Source organism: Leuconostoc falkenbergense (assembly GCF_045801155.1).
GTDB lineage: Bacteria > Bacillota > Bacilli > Lactobacillales > Lactobacillaceae > Leuconostoc > Leuconostoc falkenbergense.
This window is the reverse complement of the sequence record NZ_CP174386.1, coordinates 51,503-75,083: the sequence shown is the minus strand read 5'-3', so window position 1 is coordinate 75,083 and position 23,581 is coordinate 51,503. Positions and strand designations below refer to the sequence as shown.

Below are 23,581 nucleotides of genomic sequence, written 5' to 3'. Positions count from 1 at the left end.
GGTATTAATGATACTACATATCGCCTATTATTATCAAGTGTTTCGCAAAATTATTTCCACAGGTAACTTATTTTACGGTTTGTGTTCAATTTTTACTTATGATTCAATTTTACCGAGAAATTTCATATAACGCATGAGCAAAAATTGCTTGGGTCTTAGGAATATTGTCAATCAATACGTACTCGTTGGGTTGGTGGCTCATGACCGGTACATCTGGGAATTGACCACCAAAAGCAACACCACGCTTGAGCAAACGCGCATATGAACCGCCATTAGAAATTTTGTATTGCTTGACTGTGTGTGTATGTTCGGCATAAACATTTTCTAGTGTCGTCACAATTGGATCGTTCAAATCGACCATGTGTGGTTGATTACCAAAGGACTCTTGCTTAAATGTTTTGCCGACCAAATCACCCATGTGTCGTTGTACCTGTGTCAAAATCGCCGTCTCAGTAATACCCATTGGATATCTAAAATTGATCCTGATTTCTGATTCAGCATTTTCATTAAACGTCATTTGCCCAATATTTAGCGTCAAATCACCCATAATGTCATCGTGATACACTAGTCCTAGTTTCTCACCGAAAACATTTTGGTGGTTAGCAATCCCCAAAAATTCCAAAAACGCATGCGCTTGCTGATTGAAACCATAATCGACCAAAAAATGGGACAAGTACGTTCCAGCATTCAATCCAGTTTCAGGATAAGCGCCATGAGCTGATTTTCCGTATAACGTTAATAAGATATGCCCATCATCATATTGACCAACACCAGAAATTATTGGTGTGTCATTCAAATAACGCTCATAGGCGCCCAAAAAACCGTTGATGTCAACATGACTTGGTAGCTCGATATCAGCTGTGGCCATGCCTGGTACGACATTATCACGTTCACCAGCATGAAAATGATGCAATTGCCATGCGCTTGTCGTGACGCCTTGAAATTTGGTCGCCAATGTTAGCACACCCTTTTCACCCGGTACGACTGGAAATGCTCCGTCCGGTGAAAATCCTAATGTTGGCTCGCCAACTTCGCTTAAGTAGGCCTGCATATCACGCCAATCTGACTCCTCATCACTACCGAAAATCAACCGTATTTTTCGTTTTGGTTGAAATGCCATATCTTTGAGCTGTTTTACCGCATAATAGGCAGCTAGCAGGTCGGCTTTCATATCGTGAGAACCACGCCCGTAGAGTCGATTGCCCTCAATTTTGGGACTAAATGGCAGTGTCACCGTCCACGCATCCCCTGCGGGTACAACATCAACATGCGATAATACCCCTACGGTTTCCGACGCGTCTTCCGGACCATAGTCAACAACAACAAGCATGTTATCAGCCACCCGATTGACTTTGAAACCGTCACGCTGCGCTATATCACTAATAAATTTGAGTGCCATATCAATGCCTGTGCCAAACGGGCGTTGGATATTAGCTGTTGTTGGATCAAGCACTGATGGAATAGCCAAAAATTGAAGCAAATCAGCCATTAAAGCTGGTTGATACTGTTGGGCATTTTCTTGCCACTGTGATGATGTTAATTGAATGGATTCCACAAGCGCCCCCCATTTTGAAATACTAACAAAATACCAATCGCGACAATGATTAATGTACCAATTATCATGCCAAAGTCACGACCAGAAAATTTTTGATCTTGATACCAAGTACGTTTATTATACCGGCCAAAGCGTCGTAATTCCATTGCCTGACTAATCGTATCAATGCGATCTAAACTAGAAAAAACTAACGGCAAAATAATTTGCACAGCGCCTTTCATACGTTTTGTTAAGGATGCTTTTTTAGAAATTTCATAGCCACGCGCCTGTTGCGCCAAACTGATTGTGTGGTAATCACTTTGAACATCAGGAATATAACGAAGTGTCAAGGCAACTGCGTAAGACACTTTGTACGGCACCCCAATTTTGTTTAAGCCAGAGGCAAACTCGCTTGGATTAGTCGTAAATAACAATACAATTGATAATGGAAATGAAAAAACATACTTTAATAGTAGATTTAATTCATAAAACAACTGCTCTTGTGTGATTGTCCAATAGCCAGTACCAAATAGGACGTGTTTTGAGCCATACAATTCTGCACCGTATTGTGGCGCTAAAACTGTAATCATAATTAAATTAAGGACCCCAATAAAAATCACTAATTTCAATAACAAGGCATATTCGCGATATTGAATGTGCGAAACTTTAATCAGTATAAAAGATAAAATAACCAGTGCCACCAGAAAACGCGTATCATAAGAAACCATACCAACCGTTGTCAACGCCAAAAAGCCAACCAGCTTAGCTGTGCCAGTTGCTTGGTTCATCCATGTATCACGCGCTTTGTATCCAAATAACGAATTGTTCATATTACTTCCTTATCGCAGCATTGAGTTTTTCCGGTTGATTAATCGCCAATCGTTTCGCCAAACGATAGATACTCGTTGTCCGCAAGCTTGCTGCTGTGACCAGCTCTTCGTCGGCCAATAATTCAGCCGGCGTCGTATCTGCTAGTAGCTGGCCGTCAACAATGACCAACACACGCTGGACAAAATTTGCCAGCAAATGCATGTCGTGCGTGATGATAATTATTGTAGTCTGCTGTTGGGCATTGATTTTCTGCAAAAAAGTCAGTAGCTGGGCAGTATGTGTCGCATCTTGTCCAGCTGTTGGTTCGTCCAAAATTAAAATTTCCGGTTGTAAGACTAAGACAGCAGCAATCGTCAATCGCTTCTTCTGACCAAAACTAAGTGCGGAAATTGGCCAGTGGCGCATGCCATCTAAATCAACTAATTTGAGCATATCACGCACACGTTTTTCAATGGTGTCCGTATCCACTTGGCGTAATATCAAACCACTGGCGACTTCATCATAAACTGTTGATTTCGTAATCATGTGGTTGGGATTTTGCAACACGTAGCCAATGTGGTCGGCGCGTTCTTTAATTGATTGCCCTAAGACAGACTCGCCATGCAATAAAACATCACCACTACTTGGTTGTAAAAATCCTGTTAGTAAATGTGATAATGTCGTTTTACCAGAACCATTTTTACCGACAATGCCGAGAATTTCACCGGTGTGGATTGTCGTTGACAACGCGTTGAACAATTGTTGTCCCGCACTGTAACCAAATGAAACATTTTGAATGATAAGTTGTGGATCGGCAAGTTTGGCTGGTGTTACAGATTGACCAATAGCTGCAATTTGGTCACGATATGGTGTCACATCAATTTGATCCAAATCAGACACATGTGGCAAATTGGTAATCGCCACACCAGATTGGCGCAACAATTGCACATAAAGTGGCTCATCTAGCCCATTATCCAGTAATACGCCAGCTTGTACGATCTCGTCTGGTGTGCCATTCGCAACAATTTTACCGTCAGACATTACAATTACACGGTCAATATCTGCCCCCAGCACTTCTTCAATACGATGTTCAATGATGACCACTGTCAAATCACGTTCAGCCTGCAATTCAGCAATCATTTTCATAGCAGCATGTCCAGCAGCTGGGTCCAAACTCGCCAAAGGTTCGTCAAATAGTAACAACTTCCCGTCGTCAATTAACACACCAGCCATTGCAGTACGTTGCTTTTGCCCACCTGATAAATCTTGTGGTGCCAAATTCAGGCGCTCACCTAAACCAAAACGTTGCGCCCACTTTGCAACTTTTTGTTTGATACTGTTCACCGGTTGTGTATCATTTTCCAATGCAAAAGCGATATCTTCAGCCACAGTCATGCCAACAAACTGCGCATCTGCATCCTGTAACACAGTTCCAGCTTGTAAAGAGAGTTCAAATAAGGATTGATCCAAAATATTTTTGCCATTTAATAATAATTGGCCTGTCACATCTCCCTGATAAGCTTGAGGAATCAAGCCATTAAGCAACCGTAACAATGTGGTTTTACCAGAGCCTGAGGCACCAGCAATCAAAACCTTTTCACCCGGATAAATCTGAAAACTCACGTCATGTAAAGTTGGTTCGGCTTGTGCATTGTATTTAAATGTGACATGTTGAAAATCAATTAACGGTTCCGGCATGATGACTCCTATGTACGCGGCAACTGCCGCATGAGAACTATTCGCTACGTAACGAACTCTTTTTGGGACGTGACTTCACATAAGCCACAATTAAGATTGAGCCAATGATTGCCACTGACAAAATATTCACAATTGCTGCCACAATGCCTTGCAAAAAGACTTTGTTAGCCGGCTGCTTATAAATTAAAATATCGCCAATTGGGGCAATCACTACCCATGACACAACGTTGGCAACAATTTGCCAAACATTGAATTGAATCAGCTTTTTAGCCGTTAAATCCCCACCTTGCAAATCTAAAAAGCGTTTGCTCAAACCAAGCAGTAAGCCAAAAATACCATCTGCCAACACCCATGACCACCAAGGCGCACCATAAGTGGCATCAGTCAACGTATGCCCGATAATACCCACTAAAAAGCCAACTACTGGTCCAAATAACCCAGCTATCAAAGCCAACCAGCCTTCAGCCACGTTAACGTTGGTGTTAGGAACACCTGTTGGAATCGCAATATACTTCATCAAAATGAAGAAAACTGCTGCGCCGATTCCAGTTGCGACTACTGCCCGTACAGATAGTCCTGATTTTTTGCGTTGTTCACTCATCGTTTTTCTCCTAATTATTCTGTCATCTACTGTGCTTCTTTGGTAAGTACGACCGCCCAATTTTGACCAGCACCAACGTGATACGTCTGATCAAAACTACCAGTGTGGACGCCAAAAGCAACTGTATACACCGAGTCAATATAAATCAACGGTTCTCCCGGATTAACATCTGTAAAGGTATGCACATAAGGCAAGACCTCATCAAACAAAACATGATCATGATGCGTTATCTGAACACGCAAAGTATCACCATATACCAGATTCAGCTTCTCAAACTCACTGATAGGAATGTTAGACCATAGTGAGCCGAAGTTAACATCGGTAATATCAATGTTACCAACGAGTTGTGGCTGTCCGTACTGTGTTTCTTGATAACGCCCCGGTGTAATTGGCAAACGTACTAAATCATCTACTAACACACTCTGATGATAATCCTCAAATTGTGTCTGCCCACTAGCTAATTTGGCCCCATTGAAAGCATAAATATCGCGCCCGTGGAACGTCGCTGATTTTTCTGATCCCGGCAACCGTTGCGTTGTTTCGTCAATCACACGTGCGCTTTCAATCAAACCGTTAGTTAATAAATGAGACAAAGTGCCATTATCTGGTGTCACAATATAATGCCCTGTTGTTGTCTTAGCAATGATCGATAACCGGTTAGACCCCACGCCGGGATCAACTACCGAAACAAATACCGTACCAGCTTGCCAATAGCGAAATGTCTGGAACAGCCGAAAGGATCCTTCAAATATATTAAAAGGCGTAATCCCATGGGTTAAGTCACTAACGACAATGTTATCAGCCACGCCGTAGGCAACGCCACGCATTGAGCTTACCGCACCATCTTGCAGGCCAAAGTCAGTCTGTAAAACGAGATGTCTACTAATCATTATACTTCTTCTTTCTTTTTTTAGTCGTTAAAAATGAAAAGTCCCTGTTAATCCTAAGATTAACAGGGACGTCAAAACGTGGTACCACCCAAATTCAGCACAATGTGCACTCATCACGATAACGGTGTTCATCCGGACGCACAGCTTGCACCATACGACATCATCCACGTTCATCTTCAATAAATTGCGTCATACCGGCTTTCACTATCCCGACTCGCTATATTGCCACGCCTTATCTACTCTTCGCTTCATTGATTTATTAACTTATCATTATTTTAAGATAATTCTTATTTATTGTCAATAATTTTGTTAGTATCAATGCTTTTTTAATCACAAATTATCATCATATTGATATTTAATCATCATACAATCAAAAACTCATGAGATTTGAACATCTCACGACTTTTTAGCTAACAACATAATCATTAATCACAGCGGCAAAATCATCATGGTAAATATCAAACTTTTTTTCACCAACACCAGAAATGGCCAAAAATGCTTCGTCTGTTTGTGGCCGATTTTGAGCCATGGCCATGAGCGTTTTATCGGAGAAAATTAAGAACGGCGGAATGCCGGCTTCACGCGCCAATGACAAGCGCTTTTCTTTCAACTGAGCGAACAAGCGATTATCATCATCTGACAATTTCAAGCCCTCTTGCGTCGCTGATTGACGAAGAATGCGAACCTTTTCCAATCGTTTGGTAACATTTCCCTGACCTTTAAGGACATCGGCACCAAGTTTAGTGACCTTTAGCACCGGATACTCTGCCCCTTCAAAACGCAAGTAGCCGTCAGCCGTCAAATAATCAATAAACTGAGTTAAATCTTTCAAAGTGCGCTCTTTCATCAAACCAAATGTGGGTAAGTCACGCAAATACTCATACTTTTTCACACTCGCATCATTAGAACCTTTCAACACTTTGGCAACCATTGTCTTGCCAAAGCGCTGATTCATGCGCATAACGTTAGCTAAGACCTTTTGTGCATCTACCGTCACATCAACTAATTCTCGCTCATCTAAACAGTTTGAGCATCGACCACAGTCTTGTATTACTGTTTCACCAAAATATTGCAACAAATAGCGCGGGAGACAGGTTTGGGTATTCGCATACGCATTCATTTCACGAATTTTATCGTATTCATTTTGCTTGTAAGCTTCGGAACCTTCTGATTTTTGCACGAAGAATTCTTGCAGATGGATATCCTGAGGTGCATACAGCAAAATTGCTTCAGCTGGCAAGCCATCACGACCGGCGCGGCCAATTTCTTGGTAGTATGCTTCAATATTGCCCGGTACTGAATAATGAATGACATAGCGCACATTCGGCTTGTTAATGCCCATTCCAAAGGCATTCGTCGCCACAATGACTGGACTTTCGTCATAGAGAAAAGCTTCCTGTTGTTTTTGCCTTTCCTTTTCTGACAAGCCCGCATGATAACGAGCAGCATGAATCCCAATTTTATTGAGATAGGCTGTCAACTCGTCAACTTGTTTGCGTGTTGCCGCATAAATAATCCCAGTCTGGTCAGCGTTTTCACGCAGATATTTAGCAATATAATCACGTTTATCTTGGTTGCGGACTATTTTCAACGCTAAATTATCCCGCGCAAATCCAGTAAGGACAGTGTCATCGTCACTAACGCCCAAAAGTTCTTGTAAATTTTCACGGACACGTTCAGTTGCTGTGGCCGTCAAACCAAGAATTGCCGGATTACCGGGAATTTCGGACAACAAAGGCAAGATGTTAAGGTAACTTGGTCTAAAGTCGTGTCCCCATTGCGACAAAACGTGTGCTTCATCAATGGCAATTAAGTCCACCGGTAACTGTTGCACAAAGCTAAAAAAGCTTGGTACTTCAAGGCGTTCAGGCGCAACATACAACATTTTGTAAACACCATGGCGTAAATCCGACATGCGTTGGGCTTGTTCCTGACCATCGACTGTTGAGTTCAGAAAAGTTGCCGGGATCCCTAATGTATTTAAACCGTCAACTTGATCCTTCATTAAGGAAATGAGCGGTGAAATTACTAACGTTAATCCTTCAAACATCATGGCTGGCAACTGGTAGGTGATTGATTTACCACCACCGGTTGGCATGATGGCTAAGGCGTGCTTGTGCGCTAATACCTTGTTAATGACTGATAATTGACCAGTTCTGAATTGGTCATATCCAAAAGTTTCTTTTAAAATTGTTTCCGGCGTTTGATTCTGCATACTTTCCATTATAGCATGTGCTACCATCACTGATTTTTACTGGGATTAAGCTGGAATTTGATTGGTGAAACACGCCTAAATAGCCAATTCATCACAGCCAACACGGCAGAAATCACAACCAACCACCAGAATGTTTGTGCTTGAAAATCAACCACTTGTAAAATAATAAAACCAATCGTAAACCAGCCAAAATAGGCGGCCATCAGATTACCACCAATGCGTAATATGATATCAATCAACGTTTCTTGTCCGTCTTGCGCAAATTTGTGGTGCAGCCAATCAAAAAAAAGCATAATGAAGACAAAACTAATGAGATCCATGGCCACAAACTTGGCAATTGTTGGATAATCTTGTGCCCGCACAAAGTGGCTGTGATGGGCAATGTTAATCCCATAGGTCATCATAATATCTGACCCGACAATGAATAACAACCAACTAATTGGCTTAGTGCGCACCATATCTCGAATTAACATTTTATACCCCCATCAAACAGTTACCGCAATTATATCATTTTTCAAGTTGCTTCAAACCAATTCCTGTCACAGCCGAAAGCAATGACATAACGGGTGAAAATAGCGCAAAGAACGTGAATGGCGCAAAATCAAGCACTGATACACCCAGTGTTTGCGCTGCAAAAGCGCCGGCAACGCCCCACGGCACCAAATAATTCATTACAGTACCACTATCTTCAATCGTACGACCTAACGCTAGCGGTGATAAGCCAACACGTTTAAAACTATCTTTGAATAATTGACCCGGCAAAATGGTTGCAAGATACTGTTCACCAACTAAAAAGTTCGCCGCAATCCCTGTTAACAATGTCGCCACAATCATCGCACGTCGTGTTTTTAAATAGACAACCACCGGTGCCATGACACGCGACAAAATTCCTAAGCCACTGAGCAAACCACCAAAAGCCAAGGCAAGCATGATCATCATCACTGTTGGCATCATGGCAGACATGCCACCACGATTCATCAAAGCCATCAAAGTAGCGTTATGGCTACTTGTTTTGAAGCCATTAACCAATAAATCAGCCCAAGTCATCAAACTATGTTGCGTCAGAAAAGCGATACTTGACACCAAAATATTAATCATCAAAGCTGGAATCGCCGGTATTTTTTGCCAAGCTGTGATGACTAACAAGCCAAGCGGTACAATAGCCCACCAAGTAGGCGCTAGTAGTGGTAATAAACGGCTAATTTTAGCGGTCGCATCCCCACTTGTTTGATGACCAAATCCCAATATAATAGTCATCACAAGTGACAAAATCAACGCAGGTAAGGTTGTCCACATCAAGTTTTTAATATGTGCAAACAGATCTGTTTCAGAAATCGCGCTGGCCAAATTAGTCGAATCTGATAGCGGCGAACTTTTATCACCAAAAATTGCCCCAGATAATACTGTTCCAGCAATTAAAGCGGGATTAAATCCCATCAACGTTCCCACACCCATTAGTGCAACCCCAACTGTCGATAATGTCGTAAAAGCACTACCAATCAATGTGCCAACAATTGCTGTTGATAATAAAGCCGTGGGCAAAAATAGTTGTGGACTGAGTAATTTAAAGCCAACCCAAATCATCGTTGGAATGACACCGGTTGCTAACCACAGTGCAATTAACGAGCCGATCAATAAGAACAAAAATAACGGTGCAATACCGGATGACACACCGCTTAACAATGCTTTTTGACTAGCTTGCCAGCTCACGCCAAAACACCGTGCAACAACGATAATGAGCCCAATTACCAACATTAACGGCGCAATCGGAGATAATCCGAATCCAATCACACCCACTGCTAAAATTGCGACCGCCACAAGCAGCAGTGTCACAGAAATTTTAGTCTTCAATTTTGTAACCATAGTATTCTCTCCATTTTATGTCAAATAAAAAACGTCCCTGCCGTCACAATGACAAAGGGACGAATTGACATTTCATTAAGAATCCGTGGTACCACCCAGCTTATGCGTCATAAAACGCATCACTTTGGCATTTGTTAACATGGTGCTGCCACGCTTAAATGGGTAGCTGTACTTCAGATTATGACACCTGTGCAGTTTTCACCAACCACTGCTTCTCTTCACGCCGAGTGTCGTCTTACTTATTTGTGCTAATTTCAAGTAAACCTAGTGTAACTGATTCAATTACTTTTTTCAAGTGGTACATTTAAAGGTTAAAGTTGTGCCAAACCTTGTTGAAAATCCTCAATTAAATCTTGGCTATCTTCAATACCAACTGAAATGCGAATTAATTCATCAGTGATACCGTGTTCATGACGTATGTCAGCCGGAATAGACGCATGTGTCATTACCGCCGGCACTTCTACCAGGCTTTCTACACCGCCAAGGCTTTCAGCCAACGTAAAAATTTTGAGACTTTCCACAAATTTTTTGACATCTAATCCTGCCTGTAATTCGATTGAAATCATCCCACCAAAACCACCCTGCATTTGTTTTTGCGCAATCGCATATTGCGCCGATGACGCGTCACCCGGATAATAAATTTTAGCCACTTGAGATTGCGTCTGCAACCAGTTGAACAAAGTTTGCGCATTATCATTGTGTGCTCGCATACGCAGGGCAAATGTTTTGAGACTACGCAAGACTAAATAACTATCTGACGCACCCAAAGTTGCACCAATTGACATTTGTAAATGTTTGATTTCAGCTGAATGTCGATCGTCATTTGTCACTACAAAGCCACTCAAGACGTCCGAATGACCACCAATATATTTGGTACCAGAATGTATGACGAAATCTGCACCAAGGTCAAGGGGCACTTGGTTATAAGGGGTCGCAAATGTGTTATCAACTGCCAAAGTGGCCTGATGCTTATGCGCAATTAATGACAAATCTTGGATATCGGCTAACTTCAACAAAGGATTCGTTGGTGTTTCCAAAAAAATCATCTTCGTATTCGGTTTCAACGCGCTAGTGACTGCCGATAAATCCGCCATGTCAACCTGATCGTACGTAATATCTAAGCGCGCTAATATCGAATTAACTAACCGAAAAGTACCACCATAGACATCATCAGCTAATAAGATATGATCGCCTGCTGACAAGGTGCTCATTACCGCATGAATCGCACTCATACCAGATGAAAAGGCAAAACCAGCAGTGCCATGTTCCAAACTAGCAATTAACTCTTCTAAGGAGGCGCGCGTTGGATTTTCTGAACGTGTGTATTCCCACTTCGCGCCACCTCCTAATTCTGTCTGCTTGAACGTTGTCGTTTGATAAATAGGCATGTTAACAGCGCCTGTTCGTGGATCAACTTGATGGCCGCCATGAATTACCTGCGTTCTAATATTCATATTTTTGCTCCTTATTACAATGAATTATCAGTTATTATTGTACCTTGTTCTACCAATTATATGCCAACGTACGCTTACCAAAAAAGCAGATTGTATTGCTACAATCTGCTTTTTAAGATGTTTTAACATGTTTGTTTTTGAAAATAGTCCAAGCTAGACTTGCTGTAATGAGCAACATCATCACAAACACAGACAAGAACATCATATTCATCAGGCCACGATCCATCATAATACCCGAATAAATAGGACCAATCACACGCCCTGAGCTAATCATCATTGAGACAAAACCTTGTGCCTGACCAGCCACTTCTTTTGGTGTAATCTTAGCAACCCATGCCGGAACCTGCGGACTTTGTAACATTTCACCAATCGTCAGCAGTTCAAACACTAGCACAATTTGCCAAAACGCTTTGACAAACATCAAAAAGAAAAAGCTGGAAGCAAAAATCAGACTACCAAGAATTACCGAAACTTGGTAAGGGCGCTTGTTGGCCCAACCAGACACCACTTTTTGTAACAAAATAATCGTAATGCCGTTAATCATCCATAAGTCTGCATAATTCCGTGTTGGCATACCCAATGCTTTCATGTGTGGTGCCATCACCGTTTCCCACAACATATAGGAAAGATAAGTAATAAATAATAAGGCACCAATCCCTACTAATAAGGGCGTCAAACGAAAAGTCGGGCGTACTTGGTTCGTCTCCACGGTAGCAGTTGCCGAATCCACAATCACTGTTTCCCCACGCACATGAGCAATCGGTACATTGAACTTAGTCGCAATAATCAGCATTAGGAAAAAATATAACACAGATGAAATAATCATCAACAGACTAAAGCCGTAATCAAAAAAATAGCCCACAGCCAATGTTCCCAAAACAACACCAATATTTAGCACGATATACATATTATTGAAAACAATTCGTGTTTTTTCACCCGGAACAGTGGTAGCAAAGGAATTGACTAGCGTTTGCTCAACACCCATGCCCAAATTAGCCAACCAAATTAAGCCGGCAAACGCTGGCCAATCATTCCACACAATCAAACTAGATACCGCAATTAAAATGATGAAGCTAGTTATCAGCAAGGCTTCATAAGGTCGCCAGTGATCAAATAATTTACCACCGACAAACGAGCCAATCATACTGATAATTGAGCCAATCATCAAAACAATGCCTGCGGTTGTAAATGTCTGATGCAATACACCGGTCATATACAGCGTTGTCACTGGCCAAATCATTGAGTTACCAGTATTTGATAGTAATGTTCCAAAAAGCAGCCACTTCTCATTAAGTGGCCGCGGTCTATCAGTTAAGTCAATTTGCATAAATTCTCCGAATATTGAATGCTTTTACAATAACCAATTGTACCATGAAAAATTGCTATCAGCACACGCAGGCCCTACTGGTTACGCAATTTTTTAGCGCCGTGAGTCGCGCCCGTTAGCCATCAGTTTAATGACCACATAAATCATGCCAGCGACAATTAAACCGGCAAATGCCCAACCAATACCCACAGTAAATGTCACAATCAAAAAGGCAGCTAATCCTATCCAAAACCACTTCATTTGTTGCACTCCTTCATTTGCGTTTTTTATCATTGTGTAACGAACAGATGATGAGGTCAAGTGCAAGATTTCACGACAGACCGTCAATTTTAGATGATAAACGTTTAAAAAACGCTGAAAACGGTTACTTTTTGCGCTATTTTGCGCTATAATAAAAAGTGAATTTAACTAAAAATAAGGGGTACATCATGGTTTCAGAAATCAAGACGTTAGTAACTTTCTTTGGTGGCACTGGTGACTTGGCCAAGCGTAAGCTTTACCCATCAGTTTTCAATCTTTATAAAAAAGGCTACTTGCAAAAGCACTTTGCCATTGTTGGAACGGCCCGTCAAGCCCTCAATGATGACGAATTCAAACAATTGGTTCGTGATTCAATTAAAGATTTCACTGACGATCAAGCACAAGCTGAGGCGTTCATCGAACATTTCTCATACCGTGCACACGACGTAACAGATGCAGCTTCATACGCTGTTTTGAAAGAGGCGATTGAAGAAGCTGCCGACAAGTTTGATATTGATGGCAACCGCATTTTCTATATGTCAGTTGCGCCACGTTTCTTTGGTACAATTGCCAAATATCTTAAGTCAGAAGGCCTATTGGCTGACACTGGTTACAACCGTTTGATGATTGAAAAGCCTTTCGGTACATCATATGACACAGCTGCCGAACTCCAAAATGACTTGGAAAACTCATTTGATGATAACCAACTATTCCGTATTGACCACTACCTTGGTAAGGAAATGGTTCAAAACATTGCTGCCCTTCGCTTTGGCAACCCAATTTTCGATGCTGCTTGGAACAAAGATTACATCAAGAACGTTCAAGTAACATTGTCAGAAGTCTTGGGTGTCGAAGAACGTGCCGGCTACTATGACACAGCCGGTGCATTGCTTGACATGATTCAAAACCACACCATGCAAATTGTTGGTTGGTTAGCAATGGAAAAGCCAGAATCATTCACTGACAAAGACATTCGTGCCGCTAAAAACGCAGCCTTTAATGCTTTGAAAATCTATGATGAAGCAGAAGTTAACAAATACTTTGTTCGTGCACAATATGGTGCCGGTGATTCAGCTGATTTCAAGCCATACCTTGAAGAATTAGACGTACCTGCGGATTCTAAAAACAACACATTCATCGCAGGCGAATTACAATTTGATTTGCCACGTTGGGAAGGTGTCCCATTCTATGTCCGTTCAGGTAAGCGCTTAGCTGCTAAACAGACACGTGTCGACATCGTCTTTAAGGCTGGCACGTTTAACTTTGGTTCAGAACAGGAAGCACAAGAAGCTGTCTTGTCAATTATCATTGATCCAAAGGGTGCTATCGAATTGAAGTTGAATGCCAAGTCAGTTGAAGACGCCTTCAACACACGTACAATTGACTTAGGTTGGACTGTATCTGATGAAGATAAGAAGAATACACCAGAACCATACGAACGTATGATTCACGACACTATGAATGGTGATGGTTCTAACTTTGCTGACTGGAATGGCGTTTCAATCGCTTGGAAGTTTGTTGATGCTATTTCAGCCGTTTATACCGCAGATAAAGCACCACTTGAAACTTACAAGTCAGGCTCAATGGGTCCTGAAGCATCCGACAAATTATTGGCTGCCAATGGTGATGCTTGGGTATTTAAAGGTTAATTAAAGCAAAAAACGATCGATTGTGATCGTTTTTTATTGCCCGATTTACACAGTTTCATCAAGAATCCGTTTTGTTTCACGAAAAACAGCCGATAAGTTTTTGTACTGATCCGCATGCAGCACAACAGTCACATAATGATGTTTTTTGTACGTAAAGAATCCAACAAATGACACACCAGATTTGACAGAAACACCTAGTTTACCACCAGTGACCTGATATTTTGTCTGACTAAAATAGTTATTCATTAGTGAAAAATTTGACGCTTGAGTGGTGCCATTGAAAGTGTTAGTTGTTTGACTCAATATTGCTATTATTTTTGGCTGATGCTTCAAAATTTGCTCACTCATTTTGGCAACATCAATTGCTGACATCATGTTTTCAGCACTGTTGGGTGCGTTGACTTTGTCATCTTCCATTTCATCATTACGTATGCCCGCTGCATTGTACCATTTTGCTGTTTTGATGTTCCACTGCTTGGCGGTTGCTGCCATTAACTTTGTAAAGCGTAATTGCGACCCACTTATTTCATCCCCTAAGGCAATCGCGGCATCATTAGCAGATAATTGTAACGCCGCGTTGAGCAAATCATCAGTCCGATAGGTAGTTGCAGCGTTTAGCGGAACAGCTGCTAACTCAGATTCTTCACCAATTTTAACTGTATTAGCAGATGGTTCAATCATGTCTGTCATTGCTAATTTCTCCAACGTTAAATACCCAGTCATTAACTTACTAATCGAGGCAATCGCTAATGGTTGCGTTCCATTTTTTGTCCCTAATATTTTCCCAGTTTCACGATTCATGACAACTGCTGCTGAAGCTGTTGTCGTTAGTTTTTTGACTGTTAGTTGTTTAATTTTTTTAGTTTTTGCTATTCTTTTTGCCCCATCATGATGTGCCTGATTAAATGAACTAGCAAACCACAAAACACTCATTACGCCCACCATAACTGCGATTGTTAAGCCGATTTTTTTCATAAGTCTAATTGTACTCAAAAACTGATGATTGACAATATTCAGTCTGACAAGATATACTTAACTAGTTAATTAACCGGTTAAGTATTGGAGAATATATGTCTGAAACAAATGAAATCATGGCCGCACTGAATCATTTCGTGCAAGAGTATGCTAGTCATTCAGAAGTCATCACAAGTACAGCGGGGCAAAATATCAACGCGACACAAGCTCATTTACTCATGCTATTACGCACACAATCGCTGACTAACACGCAACTCGCCACATCCGTTGGCCTGTCACGTCCAGCTATCACAAAAGCCATCAAAAATCTCATCACTCACAACTATGTCATCGCAACCATCGACGACACAGATAAACGCAGCACTTTTTATTCATTAACACCAGCGGGTGATCAGTTGGCAGTACGCCATGAAGCTGCCCATCAATCCATGCTAAATCATCTCAATACAATTATGACCAATTTTACCCCTAAACAACAAAAAACAATTACCAAATTTTTAGAACAGCTCAACCAGATTGGAGACAACTAATGAAAAAAGTTATCACCTTATTAGCTATTATCATGATTATTGTAATGGGGTTTGCTCTCATTAAAGGACAACACACTTCTTCAAAAAATAACCAGCATCGCCAAATTACAATTGTCGCATCCACTGATTTCTATGCCGAATTGGCACAAACAGTTGTCGGATCACATGGTAAAGCGACCGCTATCATCAAAAATCAAAATATTTCGCCCGAGGATTATGAGCCCACAACAGCAGTTGCCAAAGAAGTTAGTCAAGCTGATATCGTTTTGGCAAACGGACTTGGTTATGACACGTGGCTTAATAAATTAGCTAAGGCTTCTGACCAAGCAAAGCTCATTCGCGTTGGTGAAACTGTTTTAAAGCAAAAAACTGGCAGTAATCCTCACCTTTGGAATAACCCCGAAACCATGATTAAAACAGCACACTACCTCGCTAAACAACTCGGCCAGCAAGATCCCACACATAAAGCCGATTTTCAAAAGAATGCCAACAAATATATTGCAAGCTTAAAGCCTATTCAATCACTAATCACCCAAATTTCAAAAAAATCTAACGGACATGCCGTTGCGCAAACCGAACCCGTGTTTGAATATATGCTAAAAGCAATGGGCTATCACGTCATGGATTCAGATTTTTCTGAGGCAATTGAGGCGGGTAATGATCCTTCACCCACAACATTGGCGACGCTCAAGTCAGCTATCGAGAACCACAAAATCACTTTTATTGTCAACAACAAGCAAACATCAAGCACAACTGTCAGTAACATCATTAACCTCGCTAAAACACACCACATACCCGTCGTAAACGTCACTGAAACAATCCCTAATGGCGAAAACTATGTGTCATGGAAATTATCTGAACTCCAACAAATTGCCAAAATTACGCAGTAAAAAACCAGCAATGCTAATAAGCAATTGCTTTTTTTATAGCCATTGATTAATTGGTCTTCCCGTCAAGCATCTCATACGATTCTGAAATGCTGCCAATGGCTCTGGATTGGGTTGACTGAGCCAAACAGATATAAAGGCTGTCAAAACTTCAATCAAATACTCTAATGCCAACCCTTCCTGCTCGTCAACTTGATGATGTGCCAACAAAATGCGCTTATACTTTGATTTAATGAATGCCAACCAAATCCCTTTAATATAAGGCCGGGTATATAAAACATGAAGCTGGACTCGTTTGTCATAGAGCAAAGGTGCCATATTATTGATAAAAATAGTAATCAAATCATGGTGCGAAACGATTTGTGCTTCAATTTCAATTTTGATATTGCGATCAACTTCATTGAAAAATTCATAGATTAATTCATCCGAATTAGCAAAGTATAGTGCGACATGTTCAGGTTCAAGCGACGCAACTTGTGCTACCTTTTTGATTGTTGGCCGCTTATCATACGAAGCAATCATACTTTCTAAAAAAGCATTCAAAATGACCTCTTTAGCTGTATATTGCGTTTGCTGTGTGACTGGATCCAAAAAAAAATCGAACGGCAGTTGATATTTATCAATAATCGTAAACATCATTTCCGCCGTCGGTTCACTTAAATTTCTTTCCCACTTTGACACCAGTTGATAAGAAACAAATATTGCCTTTGCTAGTTCAGTTTGAGTCAATTTTTTTGCTTTTCTCAATAACTTGATGCGTTCTCCAATAATCAACGTTTTTCTCCCAATAATGTAACTACCCTCATACCATATACTGACAATCTGCTCCTCGACATAGATGGCATCGATTTTATTCTTTCAATGATATCATTTTATTAATACAAATTCTTGCAGAAAAAGTACCTATTTATCGGACAAAACTCATACCATGGCTTACTTGGCGGCCCCAATCCCCAAAATCTGGCTTTGTCGTAACAGTAACATATTTATCAAAAATGTTATTTTAAATCTTTATTTATCACATTGAGACATATATAGTTGAATTATGATATTTTTGGGTATAAAATTAATTTGTAAGCGCTTCCTAAACTTTGGAATTCGCGAAAAATGATCACATAACAAAAAATCTGGCAGGATAATTATGAAAACTAAAAAAATTAACTATGTTAGCATCATTTTCTTTATAGTGACAGCAATAATACCGTTTGTTTTCCTATTAGGTAGTCTGAAATAATTAAATTCACGACTAACTTATAACAGATCATGTCAGCATCAACTCACTGGCCTTTACCAAACCAGCTTAAATATCCAAATGACCATTTCATTTTGTTGTCGGCGATACAATTGGGCAGCCAATCATATCCTAATAATGGCACGTTTGCAAAATTGATTAACTACCGAATGATTGCAATGATTTCAGACAATCAACAAGGCTTCAATCAGTTTGTCACCAACACAAAATATGAATTTTTAGATGCAGATCGACTGGCAATCTAAAAAGACATTTTCATTTTAATCAGAGAGGAGGTGTTATGATGTGGCAATTGCTTATCGGTTTACTACTAATTTTGGCTGCCATTTGGCAAGGTTTTGCTTCACACAAAGCATTTAGAACCTATCGCACAAACGCCACAAAAACAGATAGCCCTTTTAGAGTATTTGGTTACTTGTACGGTTTCTTTTTTACAGCATTGTTAGCTATGATGGGTATTGTAGAACTGCTAATTTTTTTGGGATAAAAAACAACTTAACTTCACCAAAAAAGGTCAAAACCATTAAATTAGTTTTGACCCTTTTTTATTGTCATGTGGTGACCCAAGCAAACAAAAAACAACCCACCCAGAAATAATACTTCTCAAGTATAAAACCTAAGCAAATATCATTAATTATCAAACTAGCTACAATGTACAGCTATTCTCATAGCCGTACCCAGCAGTTTTCACTGAGCAAGTCGTTCTTAGATTGAAAGAAACCCATTCCTGCCATCGTCACTGACGGCGTCAACAAATTTGAATGTTATTAGGATCTCCTCCTAATCTCTACCTAAATTATAGCATGTCTTTTTTGCTTTTGCAAGCGCTTACATATATTTATTTTAAAAAGGTTACAGTATCTTCCTACTGTAACCCGTTAAAGTTTAGTTCAGTCACCTTATTGGTCAACCAAAGAGAGGTCTCCATCTTGATCAGCATAATACCAAGTTTTACCTTGATCAACTGTGACAAAATTATTTTTCACCAAATTGCCTGAATCTGCGTCGTAATAATTCTGTTTATCACCATCAGCAATAATTTGGCCCTTTACTTGACGACCATCTGTCCTAAAGTATTGCGTTTCGCCGTTGATAATTTGTTGACCTGTTACAAGAACACCTGTTGCGTCGGCGTAATACCAACTATCATTGTAACTGATATATCGATTTGTGACTAAATCACCATTACCACCTTGATAATAATATTGTTGCCCATCATTTGATATGATTTGGTCTTTGATTTGTATCCCATTATCATCAAAATATTGATTGTGTCCATTAATATTCTGTACACCTGTCACGAGATTACCGTCTTGATCGGCATAATACCAAGTTTTACCTTGATCCGGTGTCAAAAAATCATTTTTGATAAGATTTCCAGTGTTTGCATCGTAATAACTTTTCTGATTACCAGTCACGACAATTTGACCTTTAATTTGTTGCCCATTGCTGGCAAAATATTGAACGTTACCATTAATACTCTGAGCGCCGGTCACTAACTCGCCCTTGGCGTTGGCATAGTACCAGCCGTTGTTGTAGCTGACATATTGGTTGGTTGCCAAATTACCGTTCCCAGCTTGATAATAGCGTTGCACGCCGTCAAGTGTAATGATGGCACCTTTTGTTTGAACACCATTCACATCAAAATATTGCGCATGTCCATCGACTGTATAAGCACCAGTTACCATTTCTCCATCACCATCAAAGTAATAACTATTGCCTTCTGTGTCAGTCACATAGGCGTCCTTAACCTGTTCCCCATTAGTCGCATAGTAATTGACGGTCCCATCCGCTGTTTGTAAAAAGGATCCTCGTAACTCTACGCCATTTGGCAAGAACATATAGTTTTTACCATTGATCGTCTTACTGCCAATTGTCATCAGACCATTCTTATTGAAATAGTAGTAATTGCCAGAAACATCATCTTTGACAAATTGATTTTTAGCCTGAATACCGCTCTTAGAGTAATATACAATGCCCTTACTCGTTTGTTCAAATCCCGTCGTTGTGGGTTGCCCAGTCAGTTGATTAGGCAAAAAATCATCATCTGTACTGTTCGAAATCACTTTAAAGTAGTTCTGTGTGCCACCATCAGATAGCACATATCCAAAACCACGTCCTTGAATATTTGAACCATTAAAGTATTTTGCTGACCACTCTTTAATCTTAGTTGAATCATCAATTGGTAGTCCTGTCGAAACCTGAATTGTTTTAAACAAGCTTGGATATTTAGACTTAATAAACGCTAAAAATTCACCCCCATACTTGCTTTGATATTCACCACCACCAACTGTATGAGATACATACAATACATTGGCTGCATTTGAATTGGCTGACTGATTACCAAGACTATCGGTGCGTGATACAGAAACCAGTTCTGTTTGAGGCAAATTATAAATCTGGTCTGGCACAAAGTCAGCCATTGCTTGTATACCATTAGCATGCAATGCTTTAATTGCATCACGCAATTGCTGGTCCGTCCCATACTTCGTTGGCGTTTCAAATCCCAAATCGTAACGGTCAGTGAAGGCATAACCATTTTGAATAATGGAATCCAAAAAGCTTGTATCGGTGCTCGAACGATATTGAGGTGCCATTTGAAAACTGGTGACACCCCAAGATTTGAACAGATTAACATTAGCAGCTATTTTGACATTTGCAAATTCACTTTCTGACTGAGGTGTGGATTGAAAGTTTGAAAAGCCTTCATAAATTATGTTGGAATCTAAGGCAGCATTTGAATGAAGCGTATTGCCATCATTAGAAGTCGATTCACTAGCAGCAGTACGTACATCTTGATCATCCGCAGCATCTTTGGGTGCCCAAACTGATAAAAAGCCTGATACTTGAACATTACTATACCCATGAATTTCAGAAGCTGTGAAAATCAAGTCACCATTGCTATCTGTTGTTTTAAAAATATCGGTATTATTTGCAATACCGTTGTCGGTTGTCTCAAGTATCTCACGATACACTTGATTTGCGTGTGCAATGCCCATATGGAGCACGACGGTTTCACCAGACGCCAACGAAAGATTGGGATTATTAGAAACAATGACACCTATGCCTGAGTTAATACTGGTTAAATCATCTGATGTCACATTAGCGTCAGCCAAATTTTTGCCATAACGCACACTTGTTAAAATATCATGTTGATCAACCGCCATTGACTGTCCACCTGCAACATATTTAACGCGAGACTGCAATAGATTAACGATAGCATCATAATAGGGTGTTTGCGTACCCATATACTCACCATCATCTGTGTATAAATCACCGTAATACACACGTGGAATCGTATCTTTATTGGTCAAAAGCATGGCATAAGCACTTGGCATATTATATTGGGTATATTGTTTATCCACCCGATTCATATCAGCGTTATACACGGCAAATGCCTCTTCTAATTGTGCTTGAGTTGGCGCAAGACTATTCACAACATCAGGATGTAAATCTTTAATTATCGTAGCAATGACCGTTTGAACTTCACTATCATGCGCACGAACAAATGAGTAATTTGGTGTTGCCACATTTTCAGTGGCATCGTTAGCACGATTAATCATAAAGTATTCTAGGAAACGTCGCATGTCAGCACGATTACCAACTGTTTTTGTCAATGAAAAGAGTAATTGTTGCTGCGTATACGTGTCCATTGTCAATTGATTACTACCCGTTTTTGACATGTATTCCGCATCATTAGCAGACCAATCTTCCAAAATCGATAAATGTTGATTAGCATTTGTGTCAGATAAACTAGTGCCATACGCTAATTTAAAGTAATCCGATGCGATTTGCAACAAGTCAGCGTCTACGTTATCAACAGCATCAACTCTAATACCATCAAAATTAGCCGTTGGATCATTAGCTGTAATTGAGCCAAAATTCATTAAATAGTACAACCAGTTAAGTTGCTCAGCTTGAACTACTGGGTTTGAATTATCAACATCATTGGCTAATAATAATTCAAAACCACCTTCAGATTTGTCAGTATCATAACGCGTTGTGCCAGATTGATTAGTCGGGGTCCGATTAAGCAAACGAAAATTAGAATTGGCATCTGGCGTCAATGGACTATTGACATACGTTAATGCACCGCCTTGCAGGTGATCATTGCTTGGTGATTCACTCACCTCATTCCACTGTGGTTGTGTATTAATAAACTGAGTCATCAGTGTTTTTAACCAATCAGTTGATTTTTCTTGGCTAATCCGTATTTCAATATTCTTTTGAACAGCTCTGACAGCATCATTCATAATGGCAAGGTCACTAGCAGTTATAAATGGTGCGTTAATCGAGAGCAAACCATTTGCAGCCATCATGTTGAGATAATTGACCTCGGTCACAATATCCGGTTGCCAAGTAATTAAAATGGGACGTTTATCTTCAGTAGTAGACGGCCGCCATGACTCACCATTTTCCAGTATTTCTTTAGGTCTATACCAGCTTTCTGCCGTCAAATAGCCATTGATATTATCAAAACTGGCGGCTGTATTATCATAGGCGGCATTATGCGTTGTGTAATCTGAGTTGTCAATTGTAACACCAGTTTTAATGGTTGAGGCGTCAGTATTATCTGCTTCACCCGTTGTGCTGTTGAAGAAAGTTACAACACCACTCAAGACTGCTGTGTAGCCCTTCATTAATTTACCAGTACTGTCAAAATAATAGGTTTTACCATTAATTTGTTGCACGCCAGACACCGTATTACCGTCAGAATCAAAGTAATATTTGTCACCGTTGACTGCCGTTAAGTAATCTCCTTTGATTTGGACACCAGTAAGACCAAATCCCTTAATTGATTCTCCAATTTTATGTATTCCTATCAGTGCGTCACCACTATTATCATCAAAATAATAAGTGTTACCATTGATTGTTTTGTATGCGCCTTTCAACACTGTGCCGTCAGGATTAACGTATCTGACTTGATTATTAACTGTCACTAATCCTGTTTCAGTTGTCGCATCACTATTTTGTATTGTTTCTGTTTGATTCGTTTGAGCTGTCACTGCTGTTGTATCTGTTGATTGACTATTCGTTGTAACGTCCGTTTCAACTGTTTGCGTGGTGCCTTTTGAATCATCTTTTTGATCTGTTGATGCCTGAATATTGATGTTATCAACTTGAGTATCATCCAAATTTGGACTAACTGTCGTCGTTACAGATGCGTCAATACCAGTGTCCTGATCTGTTGTGACATCCTGCGTTGTTGTTGTGACCGATGTATCATTTACATTTTGATCAGCGCTTACACTGGCTTGATTCACCATCAAAAAGGCAGTAGTCAAACCAGCTACCACCCAACTTTTTTTCGCCTTATAAAGCTTCTTTCTCGCCACGACTTTCTCTCTCATAACATTCGTTCTCCATAATTTTTTAACCACGTTTTAATTTAACGCGACTTGTAAATTGTATCACAATTTTTGCTAAACGTTTGTCAAAAATTCGTAAAAATACTGTGCTATTAATTGCTCATTTGAAAATATAGCATGGCCGAAATCATTGACAAACCCTTATTTAGAAGCTTTTTAGATTTTATTCTGATAATGTTGCCAGAAGTGTTCACAATATAGTATGAAAAAAATAACTATATCTTTTATTAATGCTGTTGTTGTATTCACAAATTTTAAAGTTAATCTCAGGATTTTTCATGAGATAT

At 40.1% G+C, this 23,581-nt stretch carries 19 protein-coding genes; 5 read left to right on the top strand and 14 right to left on the bottom strand.

Annotation, left to right across the window (positions count from 1 at the left end; genetic code table 11):
• Window positions 1–109: 109 nt before the first annotated feature.
• The 11 genes from pepV to ACI3ES_RS00350 form a co-directional block, all read right to left on the bottom strand.
• Window positions 110–1,555 carry a dipeptidase PepV gene (gene pepV / locus ACI3ES_RS00400; protein ID WP_114667326.1) on the bottom strand — a complete coding sequence of 482 codons (1,446 nt, stop codon included), beginning with the start codon at window positions 1,553–1,555 and terminating at the stop codon, window positions 110–112.
• A complete protein-coding gene (locus ACI3ES_RS00395; RefSeq protein ID WP_114667325.1) occupies window positions 1,537–2,364 on the bottom strand; it encodes an energy-coupling factor transporter transmembrane protein EcfT in 828 nt (275 codons plus the stop codon). Before ACI3ES_RS00395 ends, pepV begins: the two co-directional genes overlap by 19 nt.
• Before the next feature lies 1 nt (window position 2,365).
• Entirely contained in the window at window positions 2,366–4,042 is a 1,677-nt protein-coding gene (locus tag ACI3ES_RS00390) for an ABC transporter ATP-binding protein (protein ID WP_114667324.1), read from the bottom strand.
• Window positions 4,043–4,079: 37 nt separating this feature from the next.
• Complete coding sequence (locus ACI3ES_RS00385; protein WP_114667323.1) at window positions 4,080–4,643, bottom strand: ECF-type riboflavin transporter substrate-binding protein; 564 nt, start codon at window positions 4,641–4,643, stop codon at window positions 4,080–4,082.
• Between the two features lie 26 nt (window positions 4,644–4,669).
• Window positions 4,670–5,533, bottom strand: a complete 864-nt coding sequence (locus ACI3ES_RS00380; protein ID WP_407631997.1) for an S-adenosyl-l-methionine hydroxide adenosyltransferase family protein — start codon at window positions 5,531–5,533, stop codon at window positions 4,670–4,672.
• A 406-nt stretch (window positions 5,534–5,939) separates the two neighbouring features.
• The gene (gene recQ / locus ACI3ES_RS00375) at window positions 5,940–7,748 is read right to left on the bottom strand and encodes a DNA helicase RecQ (protein ID WP_114667321.1); all 1,809 of its coding nucleotides are present in this window, start codon (window positions 7,746–7,748) and stop codon (window positions 5,940–5,942) included.
• Window positions 7,749–7,774: 26 nt separating this feature from the next.
• Entirely contained in the window at window positions 7,775–8,221 is a 447-nt protein-coding gene (locus ACI3ES_RS00370) for a Tellurite resistance protein (RefSeq protein ID WP_114667320.1), read from the bottom strand.
• Between the two features lie 34 nt (window positions 8,222–8,255).
• On the bottom strand, window positions 8,256–9,611 hold the full coding sequence (locus tag ACI3ES_RS00365; RefSeq protein WP_317211662.1) for a Na+/H+ antiporter NhaC family protein: 1,356 nt from the start codon (window positions 9,609–9,611) through the stop codon (window positions 8,256–8,258).
• A 311-nt stretch (window positions 9,612–9,922) separates the two neighbouring features.
• The gene (locus ACI3ES_RS00360; RefSeq protein WP_114667318.1) at window positions 9,923–11,065 is read right to left on the bottom strand and encodes a PLP-dependent aspartate aminotransferase family protein; all 1,143 of its coding nucleotides are present in this window, start codon (window positions 11,063–11,065) and stop codon (window positions 9,923–9,925) included.
• A 112-nt stretch (window positions 11,066–11,177) separates the two neighbouring features.
• The gene (locus ACI3ES_RS00355) at window positions 11,178–12,392 is read right to left on the bottom strand and encodes an MFS transporter (RefSeq protein ID WP_114667317.1); all 1,215 of its coding nucleotides are present in this window, start codon (window positions 12,390–12,392) and stop codon (window positions 11,178–11,180) included.
• Window positions 12,393–12,485: 93 nt separating this feature from the next.
• Complete coding sequence (locus ACI3ES_RS00350) at window positions 12,486–12,632, bottom strand: hypothetical protein (protein ID WP_004911174.1); 147 nt, start codon at window positions 12,630–12,632, stop codon at window positions 12,486–12,488.
• Window positions 12,633–12,820: 188 nt separating this feature from the next.
• Between ACI3ES_RS00350 and zwf the strand changes: the two genes are divergently transcribed.
• Window positions 12,821–14,281 carry a glucose-6-phosphate dehydrogenase gene (gene zwf, locus ACI3ES_RS00345; RefSeq protein WP_114667316.1) on the top strand — a complete coding sequence of 487 codons (1,461 nt, stop codon included), beginning with the start codon at window positions 12,821–12,823 and terminating at the stop codon, window positions 14,279–14,281.
• Window positions 14,282–14,326: 45 nt separating this feature from the next.
• Here zwf and ACI3ES_RS00340 read toward each other — a convergent pair whose 3' ends face one another.
• Window positions 14,327–15,256, bottom strand: a complete 930-nt coding sequence (locus ACI3ES_RS00340) for a D-alanyl-D-alanine carboxypeptidase family protein (protein WP_080518918.1) — start codon at window positions 15,254–15,256, stop codon at window positions 14,327–14,329.
• A 95-nt stretch (window positions 15,257–15,351) separates the two neighbouring features.
• Here ACI3ES_RS00340 and ACI3ES_RS00335 point away from each other — a divergent pair, with 95 nt between their 5' ends.
• Both ACI3ES_RS00335 and ACI3ES_RS00330 read left to right on the top strand, forming a co-directional pair.
• Window positions 15,352–15,786, top strand: coding sequence for a MarR family winged helix-turn-helix transcriptional regulator (locus ACI3ES_RS00335; protein ID WP_004911182.1), 435 nt, complete (start codon window positions 15,352–15,354; stop codon window positions 15,784–15,786).
• A complete protein-coding gene (locus tag ACI3ES_RS00330) occupies window positions 15,786–16,676 on the top strand; it encodes a metal ABC transporter solute-binding protein (protein ID WP_114667315.1) in 891 nt (296 codons plus the stop codon). Before ACI3ES_RS00335 ends, ACI3ES_RS00330 begins: the two co-directional genes overlap by 1 nt.
• Window positions 16,677–16,709: 33 nt before the next feature.
• Here the strand turns inward: ACI3ES_RS00330 and ACI3ES_RS00325 are convergent, their stop codons facing one another.
• Window positions 16,710–17,447 carry a helix-turn-helix domain-containing protein gene (locus ACI3ES_RS00325; protein ID WP_181809855.1) on the bottom strand — a complete coding sequence of 246 codons (738 nt, stop codon included), beginning with the start codon at window positions 17,445–17,447 and terminating at the stop codon, window positions 16,710–16,712.
• Between the two features lie 489 nt (window positions 17,448–17,936).
• On the opposite strand from ACI3ES_RS00325, the gene ACI3ES_RS00320 reads away from it, so the two are divergent.
• The gene (locus ACI3ES_RS00320) at window positions 17,937–18,170 is read left to right on the top strand and encodes a hypothetical protein (RefSeq protein WP_114667313.1); all 234 of its coding nucleotides are present in this window, start codon (window positions 17,937–17,939) and stop codon (window positions 18,168–18,170) included.
• 35 nt (window positions 18,171–18,205) lie between these two features.
• Complete coding sequence (locus ACI3ES_RS00315; RefSeq protein WP_114667312.1) at window positions 18,206–18,412, top strand: hypothetical protein; 207 nt, start codon at window positions 18,206–18,208, stop codon at window positions 18,410–18,412.
• 412 nt (window positions 18,413–18,824) lie between these two features.
• Here ACI3ES_RS00315 and ACI3ES_RS00310 read toward each other — a convergent pair whose 3' ends face one another.
• Entirely contained in the window at window positions 18,825–23,276 is a 4,452-nt protein-coding gene (locus ACI3ES_RS00310) for a glycoside hydrolase family 70 protein (protein WP_188353981.1), read from the bottom strand.
• Between the last annotated feature and the right edge of the window lie 305 nt (window positions 23,277–23,581).

Coding starts and splice junctions, on each gene's coding strand:
- ACI3ES_RS00395 (WP_114667325.1), bottom strand. CDS start 2,364: ATGAACAATTCGTTATTTGGATACAAAGCGCGTGATACATGGATGAAC.
- ACI3ES_RS00390 (WP_114667324.1), bottom strand. CDS start 4,042: ATGCCGGAACCGTTAATTGATTTTCAACATGTCACATTTAAATACAAT.
- ACI3ES_RS00385 (WP_114667323.1), bottom strand. CDS start 4,643: ATGAGTGAACAACGCAAAAAATCAGGACTATCTGTACGGGCAGTAGTC.
- ACI3ES_RS00380 (WP_407631997.1), bottom strand. CDS start 5,533: ATGATTAGTAGACATCTCGTTTTACAGACTGACTTTGGCCTGCAAGAT.
- recQ (WP_114667321.1), bottom strand. CDS start 7,748: ATGCAGAATCAAACGCCGGAAACAATTTTAAAAGAAACTTTTGGATAT.
- ACI3ES_RS00370 (WP_114667320.1), bottom strand. CDS start 8,221: ATGTTAATTCGAGATATGGTGCGCACTAAGCCAATTAGTTGGTTGTTA.
- ACI3ES_RS00365 (WP_317211662.1), bottom strand. CDS start 9,611: ATGGTTACAAAATTGAAGACTAAAATTTCTGTGACACTGCTGCTTGTG.
- ACI3ES_RS00360 (WP_114667318.1), bottom strand. CDS start 11,065: ATGAATATTAGAACGCAGGTAATTCATGGCGGCCATCAAGTTGATCCA.
- ACI3ES_RS00355 (WP_114667317.1), bottom strand. CDS start 12,392: ATGCAAATTGACTTAACTGATAGACCGCGGCCACTTAATGAGAAGTGG.
- ACI3ES_RS00350 (WP_004911174.1), bottom strand. CDS start 12,632: ATGAAGTGGTTTTGGATAGGATTAGCTGCCTTTTTGATTGTGACATTT.
- zwf (WP_114667316.1), top strand. CDS start 12,821: ATGGTTTCAGAAATCAAGACGTTAGTAACTTTCTTTGGTGGCACTGGT.
- ACI3ES_RS00340 (WP_080518918.1), bottom strand. CDS start 15,256: ATGAAAAAAATCGGCTTAACAATCGCAGTTATGGTGGGCGTAATGAGT.
- ACI3ES_RS00335 (WP_004911182.1), top strand. CDS start 15,352: ATGTCTGAAACAAATGAAATCATGGCCGCACTGAATCATTTCGTGCAA.
- ACI3ES_RS00330 (WP_114667315.1), top strand. CDS start 15,786: ATGAAAAAAGTTATCACCTTATTAGCTATTATCATGATTATTGTAATG.
- ACI3ES_RS00320 (WP_114667313.1), top strand. CDS start 17,937: ATGTCAGCATCAACTCACTGGCCTTTACCAAACCAGCTTAAATATCCA.
- ACI3ES_RS00315 (WP_114667312.1), top strand. CDS start 18,206: ATGATGTGGCAATTGCTTATCGGTTTACTACTAATTTTGGCTGCCATT.
- ACI3ES_RS00310 (WP_188353981.1), bottom strand. CDS start 23,276: ATGAGAGAGAAAGTCGTGGCGAGAAAGAAGCTTTATAAGGCGAAAAAA.